This is a genomic window from Pseudomonas sp. M1 (assembly GCF_022760135.1).
Lineage (GTDB): Bacteria > Pseudomonadota > Gammaproteobacteria > Pseudomonadales > Pseudomonadaceae > Pseudomonas > Pseudomonas citronellolis.
Genome location: NZ_CP094343.1, coordinates 963,773 through 976,527, shown reverse-complemented (window position 1 = coordinate 976,527; position 12,755 = coordinate 963,773). Strand labels below are relative to the sequence as shown.

17 protein-coding genes are annotated in these 12,755 nt (G+C 67.1%); 6 read left to right on the top strand and 11 right to left on the bottom strand.

The features are described from left to right. Positions 1 to 36 precede the first annotated feature (36 nt). A complete protein-coding gene (locus PM1_RS04360; protein ID WP_009615852.1) occupies positions 37 to 324 on the bottom strand; it encodes a hypothetical protein in 288 nt (95 codons plus the stop codon). Positions 325 to 595: 271 nt separating this feature from the next. Between PM1_RS04360 and PM1_RS04355 the strand changes: the two genes are divergently transcribed. After that, positions 596 to 805, top strand: a complete 210-nt coding sequence (locus PM1_RS04355; protein WP_009615850.1) for a hypothetical protein — start codon at positions 596 to 598, stop codon at positions 803 to 805. A 64-nt stretch (positions 806 to 869) separates the two neighbouring features. Here the strand turns inward: PM1_RS04355 and PM1_RS04350 are convergent, their stop codons facing one another. Further along, entirely contained in the window at positions 870 to 1,457 is a 588-nt protein-coding gene (locus PM1_RS04350) for a YajG family lipoprotein (protein ID WP_009615848.1), read from the bottom strand. Between the two features lie 513 nt (positions 1,458 to 1,970). Between PM1_RS04350 and mqo the strand changes: the two genes are divergently transcribed. Further along, positions 1,971 to 3,455: a malate dehydrogenase (quinone) gene (gene mqo / locus PM1_RS04345; protein WP_009615846.1), complete on the top strand. Its 1,485-nt coding sequence runs from the start codon at positions 1,971 to 1,973 to the stop codon at positions 3,453 to 3,455. 61 nt (positions 3,456 to 3,516) lie between these two features. On the opposite strand, the gene PM1_RS04340 is transcribed toward mqo, so the two are convergent. The 3 genes from PM1_RS04340 to PM1_RS04330 all read right to left on the bottom strand — a co-directional run bounded on the left by PM1_RS04340 (position 3,517) and on the right by PM1_RS04330 (position 4,981). Next, on the bottom strand, positions 3,517 to 3,918 hold the full coding sequence (locus PM1_RS04340; protein WP_009615843.1) for a VOC family protein: 402 nt from the start codon (positions 3,916 to 3,918) through the stop codon (positions 3,517 to 3,519). Positions 3,919 to 4,126: 208 nt separating this feature from the next. Continuing rightward, on the bottom strand, positions 4,127 to 4,414 hold the full coding sequence (locus PM1_RS04335; RefSeq protein WP_009615841.1) for a PA4642 family protein: 288 nt from the start codon (positions 4,412 to 4,414) through the stop codon (positions 4,127 to 4,129). Between the two features lie 81 nt (positions 4,415 to 4,495). Next, entirely contained in the window at positions 4,496 to 4,981 is a 486-nt protein-coding gene (locus tag PM1_RS04330; protein WP_009615837.1) for a hypothetical protein, read from the bottom strand. A 143-nt stretch (positions 4,982 to 5,124) separates the two neighbouring features. Here PM1_RS04330 and PM1_RS04325 point away from each other — a divergent pair, with 143 nt between their 5' ends. Then, complete coding sequence (locus tag PM1_RS04325) at positions 5,125 to 5,280, top strand: hypothetical protein (RefSeq protein ID WP_009615836.1); 156 nt, start codon at positions 5,125 to 5,127, stop codon at positions 5,278 to 5,280. A gap of 255 nt (positions 5,281 to 5,535) precedes the next feature. Here PM1_RS04325 and PM1_RS04320 read toward each other — a convergent pair whose 3' ends face one another. Genes PM1_RS04320 through PM1_RS04310 form a run of 3 tightly spaced genes read right to left on the bottom strand, consistent with a single transcriptional unit; the run spans position 5,536 to position 6,711 of the window. Beyond that, positions 5,536 to 5,673, bottom strand: coding sequence for a hypothetical protein (locus tag PM1_RS04320; RefSeq protein ID WP_024128436.1), 138 nt, complete (start codon positions 5,671 to 5,673; stop codon positions 5,536 to 5,538). Next, the gene (locus PM1_RS04315) at positions 5,674 to 6,150 is read right to left on the bottom strand and encodes a WbuC family cupin fold metalloprotein (protein ID WP_009615835.1); all 477 of its coding nucleotides are present in this window, start codon (positions 6,148 to 6,150) and stop codon (positions 5,674 to 5,676) included. A 3-nt stretch (positions 6,151 to 6,153) separates the two neighbouring features. Beyond that, entirely contained in the window at positions 6,154 to 6,711 is a 558-nt protein-coding gene (locus PM1_RS04310) for a hypoxanthine-guanine phosphoribosyltransferase (RefSeq protein ID WP_009615834.1), read from the bottom strand. A gap of 216 nt (positions 6,712 to 6,927) precedes the next feature. On the opposite strand from PM1_RS04310, the gene upp reads away from it, so the two are divergent. From upp to PM1_RS04295, 3 genes are all read left to right on the top strand, one after another. Continuing rightward, complete coding sequence (gene upp / locus PM1_RS04305) at positions 6,928 to 7,566, top strand: uracil phosphoribosyltransferase (protein WP_009615833.1); 639 nt, start codon at positions 6,928 to 6,930, stop codon at positions 7,564 to 7,566. Between the two features lie 3 nt (positions 7,567 to 7,569). Then, a complete protein-coding gene (locus PM1_RS04300; protein ID WP_009615832.1) occupies positions 7,570 to 8,859 on the top strand; it encodes a uracil-xanthine permease family protein in 1,290 nt (429 codons plus the stop codon). A 210-nt stretch (positions 8,860 to 9,069) separates the two neighbouring features. Then, positions 9,070 to 10,071, top strand: coding sequence for a lysylphosphatidylglycerol synthase transmembrane domain-containing protein (locus PM1_RS04295; protein ID WP_009615831.1), 1,002 nt, complete (start codon positions 9,070 to 9,072; stop codon positions 10,069 to 10,071). 444 nt (positions 10,072 to 10,515) lie between these two features. Here the strand turns inward: PM1_RS04295 and PM1_RS04290 are convergent, their stop codons facing one another. The 3 genes from PM1_RS04290 to purU all read right to left on the bottom strand — a co-directional run bounded on the left by PM1_RS04290 (position 10,516) and on the right by purU (position 12,748). Next, on the bottom strand, positions 10,516 to 11,499 hold the full coding sequence (locus tag PM1_RS04290) for a zinc-dependent alcohol dehydrogenase family protein (protein WP_009615830.1): 984 nt from the start codon (positions 11,497 to 11,499) through the stop codon (positions 10,516 to 10,518). Positions 11,500 to 11,525: 26 nt separating this feature from the next. Then, positions 11,526 to 11,711 carry a hypothetical protein gene (locus tag PM1_RS04285; RefSeq protein ID WP_009615829.1) on the bottom strand — a complete coding sequence of 62 codons (186 nt, stop codon included), beginning with the start codon at positions 11,709 to 11,711 and terminating at the stop codon, positions 11,526 to 11,528. 185 nt (positions 11,712 to 11,896) lie between these two features. Then, positions 11,897 to 12,748, bottom strand: a complete 852-nt coding sequence (purU, locus tag PM1_RS04280) for a formyltetrahydrofolate deformylase (protein ID WP_009615828.1) — start codon at positions 12,746 to 12,748, stop codon at positions 11,897 to 11,899. Between the last annotated feature and the right edge of the window lie 7 nt (positions 12,749 to 12,755).

Below are 12,755 nucleotides of genomic sequence, written 5' to 3'. Positions count from 1 at the left end.
CCCATGGGCGCCCTTTTGCATCGTGACGGTGCGTTTTCAGCCCGGCAGGTGCGTGCTGTACTGGCTCAACGCGACGGCCAGGGCCAGGCAGGCGAAGCCGAAGAGGTAGAAGAAGCGGTTGATCCTGGCCGTCGAAGGCTCGGCCTCGGCCAGCGGCGCGGCCACGCCCTCGCCACCGGCGACCAGGCGTTGCAGGGCCTGGCGCTCGCGCCGGCGGGTGGCCAGCAGCAGCCAGGCGCCGGCCAGGGCGAAGAACAATGCCAGGTCGTTGAGAACCCGGGCGGGATGGGCCTGGAACAGATTCCAGAGCGCCTGCAGCGACATCACGACCTCCACACTTCAGGACTGCACGCCCGGAAGCCAGAAAGCGCCAAGGCCGAGTTCTGTACGAAGCGACGAACCGCAGCGGGTGCGTCACAGGACTGAAAGAAAGACGCCCGATTGTATCTGTCAGGAGGAAGGCACAGCCAGTTCGGTCGTCTTATTCACGACGAACGTCAGCCTTATCGAGAAGGGTTCTAAGCCTTTTCCGACACCTGGCACGTGACTGGCTAGTCACCTTTCGCCATCCGGTATCCCGCCTAGGAGATTCGCCATGCTCGAAATCGTACCCCACGAAAGCGCCTACCTGATCGAACACCTGGATGAAATCGAAGCCGTGGTCACCGACCTCTCCTTCAACGTCCAGGACGACCACTGGCTGGTGTACTGCCAGGCCTGCGGCCACGAACACCTGGACCTGCCGGAAGCCGACGAGCGCCAGCCGGCCTACGAGACCGACCCGTTCCGCCAGGCCGCCGCCTGAATTCCCGCGACCATGAACGAAAAAGCCCGGTACTCGCCGGGCTTTTTCATTCGCGCCAGTATGATCAGCGCTGGTTCAGCGTCTGCCCGATGGTCGGGTCCTTGAACACGCGGTCCAGGGCGTCGCTGAGCACGTCGCTGACCAGCTTGGTGTTGGTCTGCTGGTTCGGCGCCATGCCGAAGCGCTGGTTCAGGCTGGAGCCGTAGCGGCCGTTGTAGCGGCGCCCGCCGGCCTGCACGTCGACGCGGAAGGTCGCGCCTATGGTGGCCTCGGTGACGTAGATGCCGTCCTTGGGCGACTGGTACTTCAGCTCGGCCAGGGTGAGGGTCAGGGTCGGGGCGTTATAGGCGTTCGGCGAGGGAGTGAAGCCGAGCAGGCGTACCGCCGCCTCGGTCTGCGCCTGCAGCTTGGGAATCACGTCCTGGCTGCGCACGGTGACCGCGCTGGTCTCCGAGTAGAGGCCGCCACGGGTGCCTAGCTCGGTGCTCTGGCGGCCGTCGACCACCTTCACCACCACCGGCTGGCCCTGGCCGACGGCGACCGGCTGGCCCTTGAATACCGGGTCCGGGTTCAGTTGTTGCGGGCTGAGGGCACAGCCGGACAAGGCCAGGGTGCCGGCGGCGATCAGACTGAGCAACAGGCGCTGCAACATGTTCGTGTCTCCATGGGTTGGGCTCGGAACGGCGGGCAGTATACCGGCCGTCGGAGCGCCCTGATAGCGCTCTGCAGCTTGGACGCTGGCACTTTGTTGCAGGTTCCTTGGCGGCGACATGCGCAAGGGCATGTCGCACCATATTGGTGCAAAAATAGGAAATCCGGTGACTGGAACTCGGAAAAAAGTCTAAGTACGAGGGCTTTTTTTGCTTTTCGTCGTTATAATCGCGCCCCGATTATAAGGACGCCTCCTGATCGGGTCCCACAGCACGACAGCCTTGCGCCCGTCGGCCTGTCACACCCTCCTAGAGAGTCGCCAATTGCGCCGTGGCCACCGGTCCCGCGCTTTGTACCGATCGTTGCGACGACACTTTCAGGCAAGGATTGCCGCGAGTCCCCTCCGTACCGAGTCCGGACCCGCCCGCAGCGACGACCCCCTTTGAGCTTCACGTCTCCATAAGAGCGTGATTTGAAGGTTTTTCACTACTTCACGAGAGTGTGGCGAGCGAGAATGGCGAACGAACACGAAGCGTTGGATGTGCTGCTGGTTGGCGCCGGCATCATGAGCGCAACCCTGGCGACCCTGTTGAAGGAAGTCGAACCCGGCACCCGCCTGGAGATCGTCGAACTGCAGGAGTCCGGAGCCATCGAGAGCTCCAACCCCTGGAACAACGCCGGCACCGGCCACGCCGGCCTCTGCGAGCTGAACTACACGCCGCAGGCCGCCGATGGCTCCATCGACATCAAGAAAGCGGTGCAGATCAACGCCCAGTTCGAGGTGTCCAAGCAGTTCTGGGCGCACCTGGTGGACAAGGAGGGCTTCGGCAATCCGCGCAACTTCATCAACCCGGTGCCGCACCTGAGCTTCGTCCGTGGCAAGGACGTGCCCTTCCTGAAGAAGCGCTTCGAGACGCTGAGCCAGCACCACGCCTTCGAGTCCATGGTCTACACCGAGGACCGCGAGCAGCTGGGCCAGTGGGCGCCGCTGACCATCCCCGGCCGCCCGGCCGACGAGCAGGTCGCCGCCACCCGCGTCGAGCATGGCACCGACGTCAACTTCGGCGCCCTGACCAACCAGCTTCTGGCCCGTCTGGGCAAGCAGGACGGCGCGAAGGTCAGCTACTTCCAGAAGGTCGTGGGCCTTGAGCGCGACGGCCAGGACTGGATCGTCGACATCAAGAACACCCAGAACGGCCAGTCGCGCAAGATCCGCGCGAAGTTCGTCTTCCTCGGCGCCGGCGGCGGCGCGCTGCCGCTGCTGCAGATGTCCGGCATCCCGGAAAGCAAGGGCTTCGGCGGCTTCCCGGTGAGCGGCCAGTGGCTGCGCTGCGACAACCCCGAGGTGGTCAAGCAGCACCAGGCCAAGGTCTACAGCCAGGCCGAGGTCGGCGCCCCGCCGATGTCCGTGCCGCACCTGGACACCCGCGTGGTCGATGGCAGGAAGTCCCTGCTGTTCGGGCCCTACGCCGGCTTCTCCACCAAGTTCCTGCGCCACGGCTCCTTCCTCGACCTGCCGCTGTCGGTGCGCGGCAGCAACCTGATGCCGATGCTGGCGGTCGCCCGCGACAACATGGACCTGACCCGCTACCTGGTGCGCGAAGTCATGCAGTCCATGGACCAGCGCCTGGAAAGCCTGCGCAAGTTCTACCCGCTGGCCAACCCGGCCGACTGGCGCCTGGAAACCGCCGGCCAGCGCGTGCAGATCATCAAGAAGGACGCCAAGAAAGGCGGCATCCTGCAGTTCGGCACCGAGCTTGTGGCCTCGGAGGACGGCACCATCGCCGCCCTGCTGGGCGCCTCCCCGGGCGCGTCGGTCACCGTGTCGATCATGCTCGGCCTGCTGGAGCGCTGCTTCCCGCAGCAGTACAAGTCCGAAGCCTGGGGCGCCAAGCTCAAGGAAATCTTCCCGGCCCGCGAGAAGCAGCTGGAGACCGATGCCTCGGCCTACCGCGAGATCAACGCCTACACCTGGCAGAAGCTGCAGCTGGATCAGTGATCCAGCGCCAGCGCAAAAGGCCCGCCATCCGGCGGGCCTTTTCGTTTGTGCAGCCTTCGTTTCAGCGAGCGCTGATCATCCAGCCGACGCCGAAGCGGTCGTGGAGCATGCCGAAGCGCTGCGCCCAGAAGGTCTTCTCCAGCGGCATGTCCACCTGCCCCTCCTCGGCCAGCGCGGCGAAGGCCTTCTCGGCGGCGGCCACGCTGTGCAGGGCCAGGTGCAGCGAAAAGCCATTGAACGGCGCCTCGTGCTCGCCGCGGCCGTCGGACATCAGCACCTCGGTCTGGCCGATCTGCAGGCTGGCATGCATGACCTTCTCGCACCAACCGTCGGGCACCTGCAGCGGCCCCGGTGCCTCCTCGTAGCGCATCAGCGCGTTGAGCTGCGCGCCGAGGGCCTGCTGGTAGAAGGCGATGGCTTCGTCGCACTGGCCGTGGAAGAACAGATAGGGCTGTACATGCATGTCGGCGTCCTCACCTTGTCGTTGTTCTACCTGCAAGTCTAGGCGGGGGGCGGGGGATCTGCGCCGATGCGCTCTTCGTAGGATGGGTTGAGCTTGCGAAACCCATGCGGCCATGGCGATGGGTATCGCTTCGCTCCACCCATCCTACGGGGCGAGCGTCAGGCACGAAAAAGCCCGCACGCGGCGGGCTTCTTCACGACAGGGCCGATCAGCCGCGGGCAGCTTCGATCACCTCGATGTAGGGCTCGGCCTGGCGCTGGTCGCGGATCAGCGCGACGAAGTCCTCGCCCTTGGCGTTCTTCGCGCCGAGGTCGTAACCGGCCTCGACGAAGAACTTCACGAAGCGCTCGAAATCGTCGATGCGCAGGCCGCGGTAGGCCTTGATCAGCTTGTGCAGCGACGGCGGGGTGTCGTCGGCCGGTTCGACCTCGAGGAACAGCTTGATCGACTCGTCGCCGATCTCTTCGCCAATCACCTGCTTCTTGTCTTTACGCATCGCTCGCTTCTCTCTACGGCACCAGTCGACGGCCCGGCCGTCATCAAAGGCGGGCAGTGTAACCCCGCGGCGGGCGCCGGCTCAACGCAGGCGCACGGCGCCGCTGTGCAGGTCGGCCCAGACGTGGCCGTTGGGATAGCTGAGGAACTGGCAGAACACCGGGCCATGGCGCAGCAGGTCGAGCAACTGGGTATAGGACGCTGCCGGGTAGGACAGGCTCAGGGTGCGGCTGGCGGCGTCGTAGCTGGGCTTCTTCAGGCTCTTGCCCTCGCTGTCGAAGCTGATCAGCACCTGGGTCACGGCGCCGCCCTTGTTCAGCGGCTTGCCCTTCAGGCGCAGCAGCGCCGGGGTGGTGATCGGGATCGGCTGCTGGTTGGACTGGCGCTGGTTGCCCAGCACCACGCTGTATTCGGTGACCTGCAGCAGTTGCTGCTGCTCCGGCGCCTCGCCGCGCAGGTTATTGTCGTCCGGCGGCAGGAACTGGGCATGGGCCACCGGCGCAGCGGCGGCGAACAGCGGCCCGGAGAAGGCCAGGAAGGCAAGGCAGAACAGGTGGCGCAACGTCATCGTGAACCCCGCGGGAAAACTCGTCCGGCACTCTAGCACGGGCCCGGCGGCACTCGTACAGGTACGTGGCGGGGGCTTTCACGCATCGATAAGATTCGATGCATTCGCTCGCTCACATGCCGCCAGACGGATGCAGAGGCCCCTTGCTGCACAACGTTTCCGAGCTCGACCTGCGCCCGCTGCTCGCCGAACGGCTCGGCTACGGCATCGAGCACAGCCTGCTGCTGCGCGACGATGCGGGCCGCAACCAGGCCCTGCAGGCGCTGGTGGAGGACCTTTGCGCCGCGTCCCTGCCCTAGCCTGTATACACGCTCAGGAATCCGGCTATCGCGGACAAAGTCCGCTCGTTGCAGGCGAGCTCGGCGCTACCTGCAAGACGGGCGTAGGCGCTATGCGCCCTACATTGCTATGCCCTCCGGCAAACACAGAACCCCCGTAGGATGGTGTTGAGCGAAGCGATACCCATCACCATGGCCCGATGGGTATCGCAAGCTCAACCCATCCTACGAAGAGCACCTCGGCGCAGCCTGCAAGACCGTGCTTCCTACGATGTGTCAGCGCGGCGCGGTGATGTGCTTGATGCCGACGAACGCCGACAGCCCCCAGGACCCCAGCTCGCGCCCTATGCCGCTGGCCTTGCCGCCGCCCCAGGAGGTCTGCGGGAACACCACCTGCGGCGAAAAGCCTCGCACTCAGGCGGGAAACTGCGCCCGCATCCAGGCCAGGTATTCAGCCGCTCCGGGCTCGCCCTCGCGCGGGGCCCAGGCGCCGCGTTCGTCGTCGGCCAGGGCCTGGTAGGGGCCGGCCTTGCACTCGAAGATCAGGCTGTCCGGCGCCAGCGCCACCAGGGCGTGGAAGGTGCCCGGCGGCAGGTCCACGCCGGGGCAGTCGCCTTCGGGCGACAGCTCACGGGTGGCGAGCAGTTCGCCGGCCTCGGAGAAGATCAGCAGGCCCAGGCGCCCCTTGAGCACGATGATGCTCTCGGCCTTGTCGGGGCTGCGGTGGCAGTGCGGCTGCACGTAGGTGTCCGGCTGCAGCGCATTGAGCAGGCGATGGCAGGGCTCTTCCATCGCGTGCAGGTTGTGGTGCTGGCGGCGGCGCGGGTTGGCGGCCGCCTGCCCGGCCAGCCCGGCGAACAGGGCCTGGTCGAGGAAACGCGGCCCGGCCACGGCTCAGAGGCCCTTGACGGCGAAGATGCCCGGGGCGTTGCGCCAGTAGCCCTTGTAGTCCATGCCGTAGCCGAAGATGTAGCGGTCCACGCAGGACAGGCCGACGTAGTTGGCCTTCAGGTCCGGGCGCGCCTTGCGGTCGTGGTCCTTGTCGATCAGCACCGCGGTGTGCACTTCGCGGGCGCCGGCGTGGCGGCAGAAGTCGATGATCGCCGAGAGGGTGTGCCCTTCGTCGAGAATGTCGTCGACGATCAGCACGTCGCGGTCGATGAAGGAGATTTCCGGCTTGGCCTTCCAGAACAGCTCGCCGCCGGTGGTCTCGTTACGGTAGCGGGTGGCGTGCAGGTAGGACAGCTCCAGGGGGAAGTCCAGCTTCGGCAGCAGCTTGCCGGAGAAGATCAGCCCGCCGTTCATCACGCAGAACACCACCGGGTTGCGCTCGGCCAGGTCCGCGTTGATCGCCTGGGCGACGCGGCCGATGGCGGCGTCCACTTCGGCGTCGTTGTACAGGCAATCGGCTTCGGCCATGACTTGGCGGATGTGCGCGAGATCGACGGACATTGGCGGGCTCTCCCGGAAAAAGTGCGCAAAGGTACCCATCCCTCTGCCCTGGAGCAAGTACCGGCGGACGAAAGTCGCCGACAATCCCGCGCCAGGCCAGGCGGGTTCCGGCAGTAGGCGGCCGGCGGCTATTTGTCGCGCACCGACTGCCAACTGCCCCTAAGATGCTTTACGCTACCGCAATTTTTTGCCAGCCCTCTCCCGGAGACCCCGTCCATGCCCGTGCACGAGATTCGCCATCCCCTGATCCGCCACAAGATCGGACTGATGCGCCGCCACGATATCAGCACCAAGAATTTCCGCGAGCTGGCCCAGGAAGTGGGCGCCCTGCTGACCTACGAGGCGACCGCCGACCTGCCGCTGGAGAACTACGAGATCCCCGGCTGGGCCGGCTCGGTGCAGGTGGAGAAGATCGCCGGCAAGAAGATCACCGTGGTGCCCATCCTGCGCGCCGGCATCGGCATGCTCGACGGCGTGCTCAGCCTGATCCCCGGGGCCAAGGTCAGCGCCGTGGGCGTGGCGCGCAACGAAGAGACGCTGCAGGCGCACACCTACCTGGAGAAGCTGGCGCCGGACATCGCCGAGCGCCGCTCGCTGATCATCGACCCGATGCTGGCCACCGGCGGCTCCATGGTCGCCACCATCGACCTGCTGAAGAAGGCCGGCTGCAGGGAAATCCGCGCCATGGTGCTGGTGGCCGCGCCCGAGGGCATCAAGGCGGTGGCCGAGGCGCACCCGGACGTCATCATCTATACCGCCTCGATCGACCAGGGGCTGAACGAAAACGGCTACATCATCCCCGGCCTGGGCGATGCCGGCGACAAGATCTTCGGCACCAAGCAGAAGGAAAACTGATCCATGGCCGACGAACTCCATGACCCGCTGTGGCGCCAGGTCATCGCCGGCGCGCAGATGCTCTTCGTCGCCTTCGGCGCCCTGGTGCTGATGCCGCTGATCACCGGCCTGGACCCGAACGTGGCGCTGTTCACCGCCGGCTTCGGCACCCTCATGTTCCAGCTGGTGACAGGGCGCCAGGTGCCGGTGTTCCTGGCCTCCAGCTTCGCCTTCATCACCCCGATCATCCTCGCCAAGGGCCAGTTCGGCCTGGCCGCGACCATGGGCGGGGTGGTCGCCGCCGGCTTCGTCTACACCTTCCTGGGCCTGGCGGTGAAGATCAAGGGCACCGGCTTCATCGACCGCCTGCTGCCGCCGGTGGTGATCGGCCCGGTGATCATCTCCATCGGCCTGGCCATGGCCCCCATCGCCGCCAACATGGCCATGGGCAAGGCCGGCGACGGCACCGAGCTGATCCCCTACCGCACCGCCATGCTGATCTCCATGCCGGCGCTGGTCACCACCCTGATAGTCGCGGTGTTCGGCAAGGGCATGCTGCGCCTGGTGCCGATCATCAGCGGCGTGCTGGTGGGCTACGCGCTGTCGTTCATGTTCGGTGTGGTCGACGTGGCCAAGATCGTCGCCGCGCCCTGGCTGGAGCTGCCGAAGTTCACCGCGCCGGAATTCAACTGGCAGGCCATCCTGTTCATCGTCCCGGTGGCCCTGGCCCCGGCCATCGAGCACATCGGCGGGGTGATCGCCGTGGGCGGGGTGACCGGCAAGAACTACCTGAAGACCCCGGGCCTGCACCGCACCCTGCTGGGCGACGGCATCGCCACCTCCGCCGCCGGCCTGTTCGGCGGCCCGCCGAACACCACCTACGCCGAAGTCACCGGTGCGGTGATGCTGACCAAGAACTACAACCCGAAGATCATGACCTGGGCGGCGGCGTTCGCCATCGGCCTGGCCTTCGTCGGCAAGTTCGGCGCCATCCTGCAGAGCATCCCGGTGCCGGTGATGGGCGGCATCCTCTGCCTGCTGTTCGGCACCATCGCCTCGGTGGGCATGAACACCCTGATCCGCCACAAGGTCGACCTGTCCCAGGCGCGCAACCTGTGCATCGTCTCGGTGACCCTGGTGTTCGGCATCGGCGGCGTGCTGATCGGCTCGGGCACCGGCCCGGACGACTTCGGCCTGAAGGGCATCGCCCTGTGCGCCATCGTCGCCATCGTCCTGAACCTGATCCTGCCTGGCGAGGAAGGCTGGCAGAACAAGGCGCTGGAGGAAGGCGCCAAGGAAACCGAACACCCGTGAGCCCCGGATGCCCCGGACCGACGAAAGGACCGGGGCGCCACTGCCGAGGCTGCCGTAGACTCCCCTCAGCGACTGCGAACGCCTGCCCGAAGCGGTAGTCCACAGAAGAGGGAAGCACACAGTCCCGGAGGTAAATGTCATTTTCGTCTGCCGCAACATCCTGCGCCCCGACCCGAACGGAGCGCGCCCCGCCAGCCCGGAGGCCCGGCCATGAGCCGCGCCTGGTGGCTGCTGATCGCCCTGCTCGGCGCCTCGCTGGTGCCGCTGGTGCTGGGCGGCCGGCCGATGCTCGAGCAACTGGCGAGCTTCCCGCTGGACAACCTGCTGCTGTTGCTCGGCATGATCCTGCTGTGCTGGCTGATCAACGCCCAGAAGCTGCGCGTGCTGCTGGCCGGCCGCGCCGGGCCGCTGAGCCAGCGGCAGTCGATCGGCATCATCATGGCCTCGGAATTCGCCTTCTACGCCACCCCCGGCGGCAGCGGCGCGCCGCTGACGCTGATGGCCCTGCTGGCCCGCCGCGGCCTGCGCCCGGCGCAGAGCAGCGCGATCTTCGCCGTCGACCAGTTGAGCGACCTGCTGTTCTTCCTCAGCGCCCTGCTGGTGGTGCTGTGCTACACGCTGTCCCACAGCCTGAGCCCGAACCTGGAATCCTCGCTGCTGGTCAGCGCCGTGCTGCTGGGCGGCATCCTGTTCGGCGTGGTGCTGCTGGCGCGCTTCCAGCGCCGGGTGATCCGCGCCAACGGCCGTCTGATGGCGCGCCTGGGCGTCAAGCCGCGGCGGCGCCTGCACTGGGCGCGCAAGCTGCTGCACTTCCGCGACAGTATCGCCACCAGCCTCAAGCAGCCGCGCCGGCGCCTGGCGCTGGTGTTCCTGCTCACCAGCAGCCACTGGCTGCTGCGCTTCTCGGTGCTCTACCTGATCCTCCAGGCCATGGGCGTGGAGCTGCATTGGGCCTGGACCTTCCTGATCCAGCTGCTGTCCCTGGCCGCCGGCCTGGCCACCCTGCTGCCGGGCGGCGCCGGCGGCACCGAGCTGACCTCGCTGGCGATGCTCAGCCCGCTGGTGGGCAAGCCGACCGCGGCCGCGGCCATCCTGGTCTGGCGGGTGGTGACCTACTACTTCTACCTGGTGGCGGGCGCGCCGGTGTTCGCCATCATGGCCGGACGCCCGCTGCTGCGCCGCCTGATCGGCCTGCGCAACCGCGACGCCTAGCGCCGGCCCTGCCGGCGATTTCGCGCGCAGGGCGCGCTCCTACAGGGGAATGGCGCGGATGGGGAGGTACAGGAGCGGATCTCATCCGCGAATCGCGCCGGAACCTCCGGCTATCGCGGACAAGGTCCGCTCCTACGGGGGAGGACTACCGTGCCTGACCTGTAGGAGCGGACTCTGCCGGCGATTTCGCGCGCAGGACGCGCTCCTACAGGGGAATGGCGCGGATGGGGAGGTGTAGCGGATTTCATCCGCGAATCGCGCCGGAACCTCCGGCTATCGCGGACGGAGTCCGCTCCTAGCGCATGAGCAAGCATGGCTTTTCGTAGGATGGTGTTGAGCGAAGCGATACCCATCAGCGCCACCGCGAGACAGCGCCAGGGAGGCACGGTCGTAGGAGCGGACTCCGTCCGCGATGGCCCGGCCTCCACACCAGGCCCCCACCCTTTACGGCACCAACACCGCCGCGCCCTGGAAACGCCCGTGGCGCAGATCGTCCAGGGCCTGGTTGGCCTGCTCCAGCGGGTAGCGCTGCACCTCGGTGCGCACCCCGGCTCGGGCGGCGACGGGGAAGAACTCCAGGCCGTCGCGGCGGGTCAGGTTGGCCACCGAGACCAGCTCGCGTTCGCCCCACAGGATCGAGTAGGGGAAGCTCGGGATGTCGCTCATGTGGATGCCGGCACAGACCACCCGGCCGCCCTTGCGCACGGCGCGCAACGCGGCGGGCACCAGTTCGCCGGCCGGGGCGTAGATGATCGCCGCGTCCAGCGGCTGTGGCGGCGCCTGGTCGGATGGGGCGGCCCAGACAGCGCCCAATGAGCGGGCGAAAGCCTCGGCGGCGTGGTCGCCGGGGCGGCTGAAGGCGTAGACCTCGCGCCCCTGCCAGCGCGCCACCTGCAGCACGATGTGCGCCGCCGCGCCGAAGCCGTACAGGCCCAGGCGCCGGCCGTCGCCGGCCTTGACCAGCGAGCGCCAGCCGATCAGCCCGGCGCAGAGCAACGGCGCCAGCTCGGCATCGTCGCCCGCCTCGCCCAGGGCGAAGGTAAAACGCGCATCTGCCACCACGTACTCGGCATAGCCTCCCGGCCGGGTGTAGCCGGTGAACTGCGGCGCGTCGCAGAGGTTTTCCTGGTCGCGGGTACAGGGTGGACAGTGACCGCAGGTATGCCCCAGCCAGGGCACGCCGACCCGCTGGCCCAGGGCGAAACCCTCGACGCCCGCGCCCAGGGCATCGACGTAGCCGACGATCTCGTGCCCGGGGATCACCGGCAGGGGCACCGCCGGCAGCTCGCCGTCGACCACGTGCAGGTCGGTACGGCACACCCCGCAGGCCGCCACGCGCACGCGCAGCTCAGCGGGGCCGGGTTGCGGCACGGGCAGCTCGCGCAGTCGCAGCGGCTGGCCCACCTGTTCGAGCAGCATGGCGCGCATGGGTCACCTCCACACGGGCGAATCGGCTAGGGTTTCTTCGGCGGCGCCTCGGGGCGCCCCCCTTCGTCCTGCACTTCGCGCCAGAGCTCGGCGGCGCCGGGGAACTCGGTGCCGTCCTCCTCGCTCAGCGCATCGATGTCGTAGCGGCTGGTACAGCCCTCGCCCAGGGTGGGCGGCGGGGTGGCTGTGCCGGGGGCTTTCTCGTCGGACATGGCCGGGCTCTCCTGCAATGCGGGTTCGCCCGGCCGACGCGGCTCAGGGCCTGTTTACGATCTCGCGAGCTAGAGCAGAACAAGGCAGAAACAGGCGAGAGAGCGCAGTTTAGTCCGCTAAATGAGCATCGCTCGCCTGTTTTTAACGCCGTTATGCCGACGCGCAGCAGATCGTGGACAGGTCCTCAGTCGAACACCACTGTCTTGTTATCGTGCACCAGCACACGGTCTTCCAGGTGATAGCGCAAACCGCGCGCCAGCACCATCTTTTCCACGTCCTTGCCCAGGCGCACCATCTCCTCGACGTTGTCGCGGTGGCTCACGCGCACCACGTCCTGCTCGATGATCGGACCGGCGTCCAGTTCCTCGGTGACGTAGTGGCAGGTCGCGCCGATCAGCTTCACGCCGCGCAGCGAGGCCTGGTGGTAGGGCTTGGCGCCGATGAACGAGGGCAGGAAGCTGTGGTGGATGTTGATCACCTGGTGGCGGTACTTCTGGCACAGGTCCGGCGGCAGGATTTGCATGTAGCGCGCCAGCACCACGTTGTCGGCCTGGTGCTCGTCGATCAGCCGCGACACCTCGTCGAAGGCCGGCTGCTTGTTCTTCGCATCCACCGGCACGTGGAAGTACGGGATGCCGTGCCATTCGACCATGCTGCGCAGGTCGTCGTGGTTGGCGATCACGCAGGGGATCTCGCAGTCCAGCTCGCCGCTGTGCCAGCGGTGCAGCAGGTCGGCCAGGCAGTGCGACTCGCGGCTGGCCATCAGCACCACGCGCTTCTTCACCGCCGAGTCGGTGATGCGCCAAACCATGTTGAACTCGCGGGCGATGGGGGCGAAGGCCTGGCGGAACCCGTCGAGGTCGAACGGCAGGGAGTCGGCGCGAATCTCGTGCCGCATGAAGAACCAGCCGTTGTCGTTGTCGGAGTGATGACTGGCCTCGGTGATCCAGCCGTTGTAAGTGGCCAGGAAATTACTCACCTTGGCGACGATGCCGACCCCGTCGGGACAGGCGATCACCAGTCGGAAAGTGCGCATGGGTGTG

What these genes read in the sequence shown, in the direction of transcription:
- PM1_RS04360 (WP_009615852.1), bottom strand. Translation starts at nt 324, where the DNA reads ATGTCGCTGCAGGCGCTCTGGAATCTGTTCCAGGCCCATCCCGCCCGG.
- PM1_RS04355 (WP_009615850.1), top strand. Translation starts at nt 596, where the DNA reads ATGCTCGAAATCGTACCCCACGAAAGCGCCTACCTGATCGAACACCTG.
- PM1_RS04350 (WP_009615848.1), bottom strand. Translation starts at nt 1,457, where the DNA reads ATGTTGCAGCGCCTGTTGCTCAGTCTGATCGCCGCCGGCACCCTGGCC.
- mqo (WP_009615846.1), top strand. Translation starts at nt 1,971, where the DNA reads ATGGCGAACGAACACGAAGCGTTGGATGTGCTGCTGGTTGGCGCCGGC.
- PM1_RS04340 (WP_009615843.1), bottom strand. Translation starts at nt 3,918, where the DNA reads ATGCATGTACAGCCCTATCTGTTCTTCCACGGCCAGTGCGACGAAGCC.
- PM1_RS04335 (WP_009615841.1), bottom strand. Translation starts at nt 4,414, where the DNA reads ATGCGTAAAGACAAGAAGCAGGTGATTGGCGAAGAGATCGGCGACGAG.
- PM1_RS04330 (WP_009615837.1), bottom strand. Translation starts at nt 4,981, where the DNA reads ATGACGTTGCGCCACCTGTTCTGCCTTGCCTTCCTGGCCTTCTCCGGG.
- PM1_RS04310 (WP_009615834.1), bottom strand. Translation starts at nt 6,711, where the DNA reads ATGTCCGTCGATCTCGCGCACATCCGCCAAGTCATGGCCGAAGCCGAT.
- upp (WP_009615833.1), top strand. Translation starts at nt 6,928, where the DNA reads ATGCCCGTGCACGAGATTCGCCATCCCCTGATCCGCCACAAGATCGGA.
- PM1_RS04300 (WP_009615832.1), top strand. Translation starts at nt 7,570, where the DNA reads ATGGCCGACGAACTCCATGACCCGCTGTGGCGCCAGGTCATCGCCGGC.
- PM1_RS04295 (WP_009615831.1), top strand. Translation starts at nt 9,070, where the DNA reads ATGAGCCGCGCCTGGTGGCTGCTGATCGCCCTGCTCGGCGCCTCGCTG.
- PM1_RS04290 (WP_009615830.1), bottom strand. Translation starts at nt 11,499, where the DNA reads ATGCGCGCCATGCTGCTCGAACAGGTGGGCCAGCCGCTGCGACTGCGC.
- PM1_RS04285 (WP_009615829.1), bottom strand. Translation starts at nt 11,711, where the DNA reads ATGTCCGACGAGAAAGCCCCCGGCACAGCCACCCCGCCGCCCACCCTG.
- purU (WP_009615828.1), bottom strand. Translation starts at nt 12,748, where the DNA reads ATGCGCACTTTCCGACTGGTGATCGCCTGTCCCGACGGGGTCGGCATC.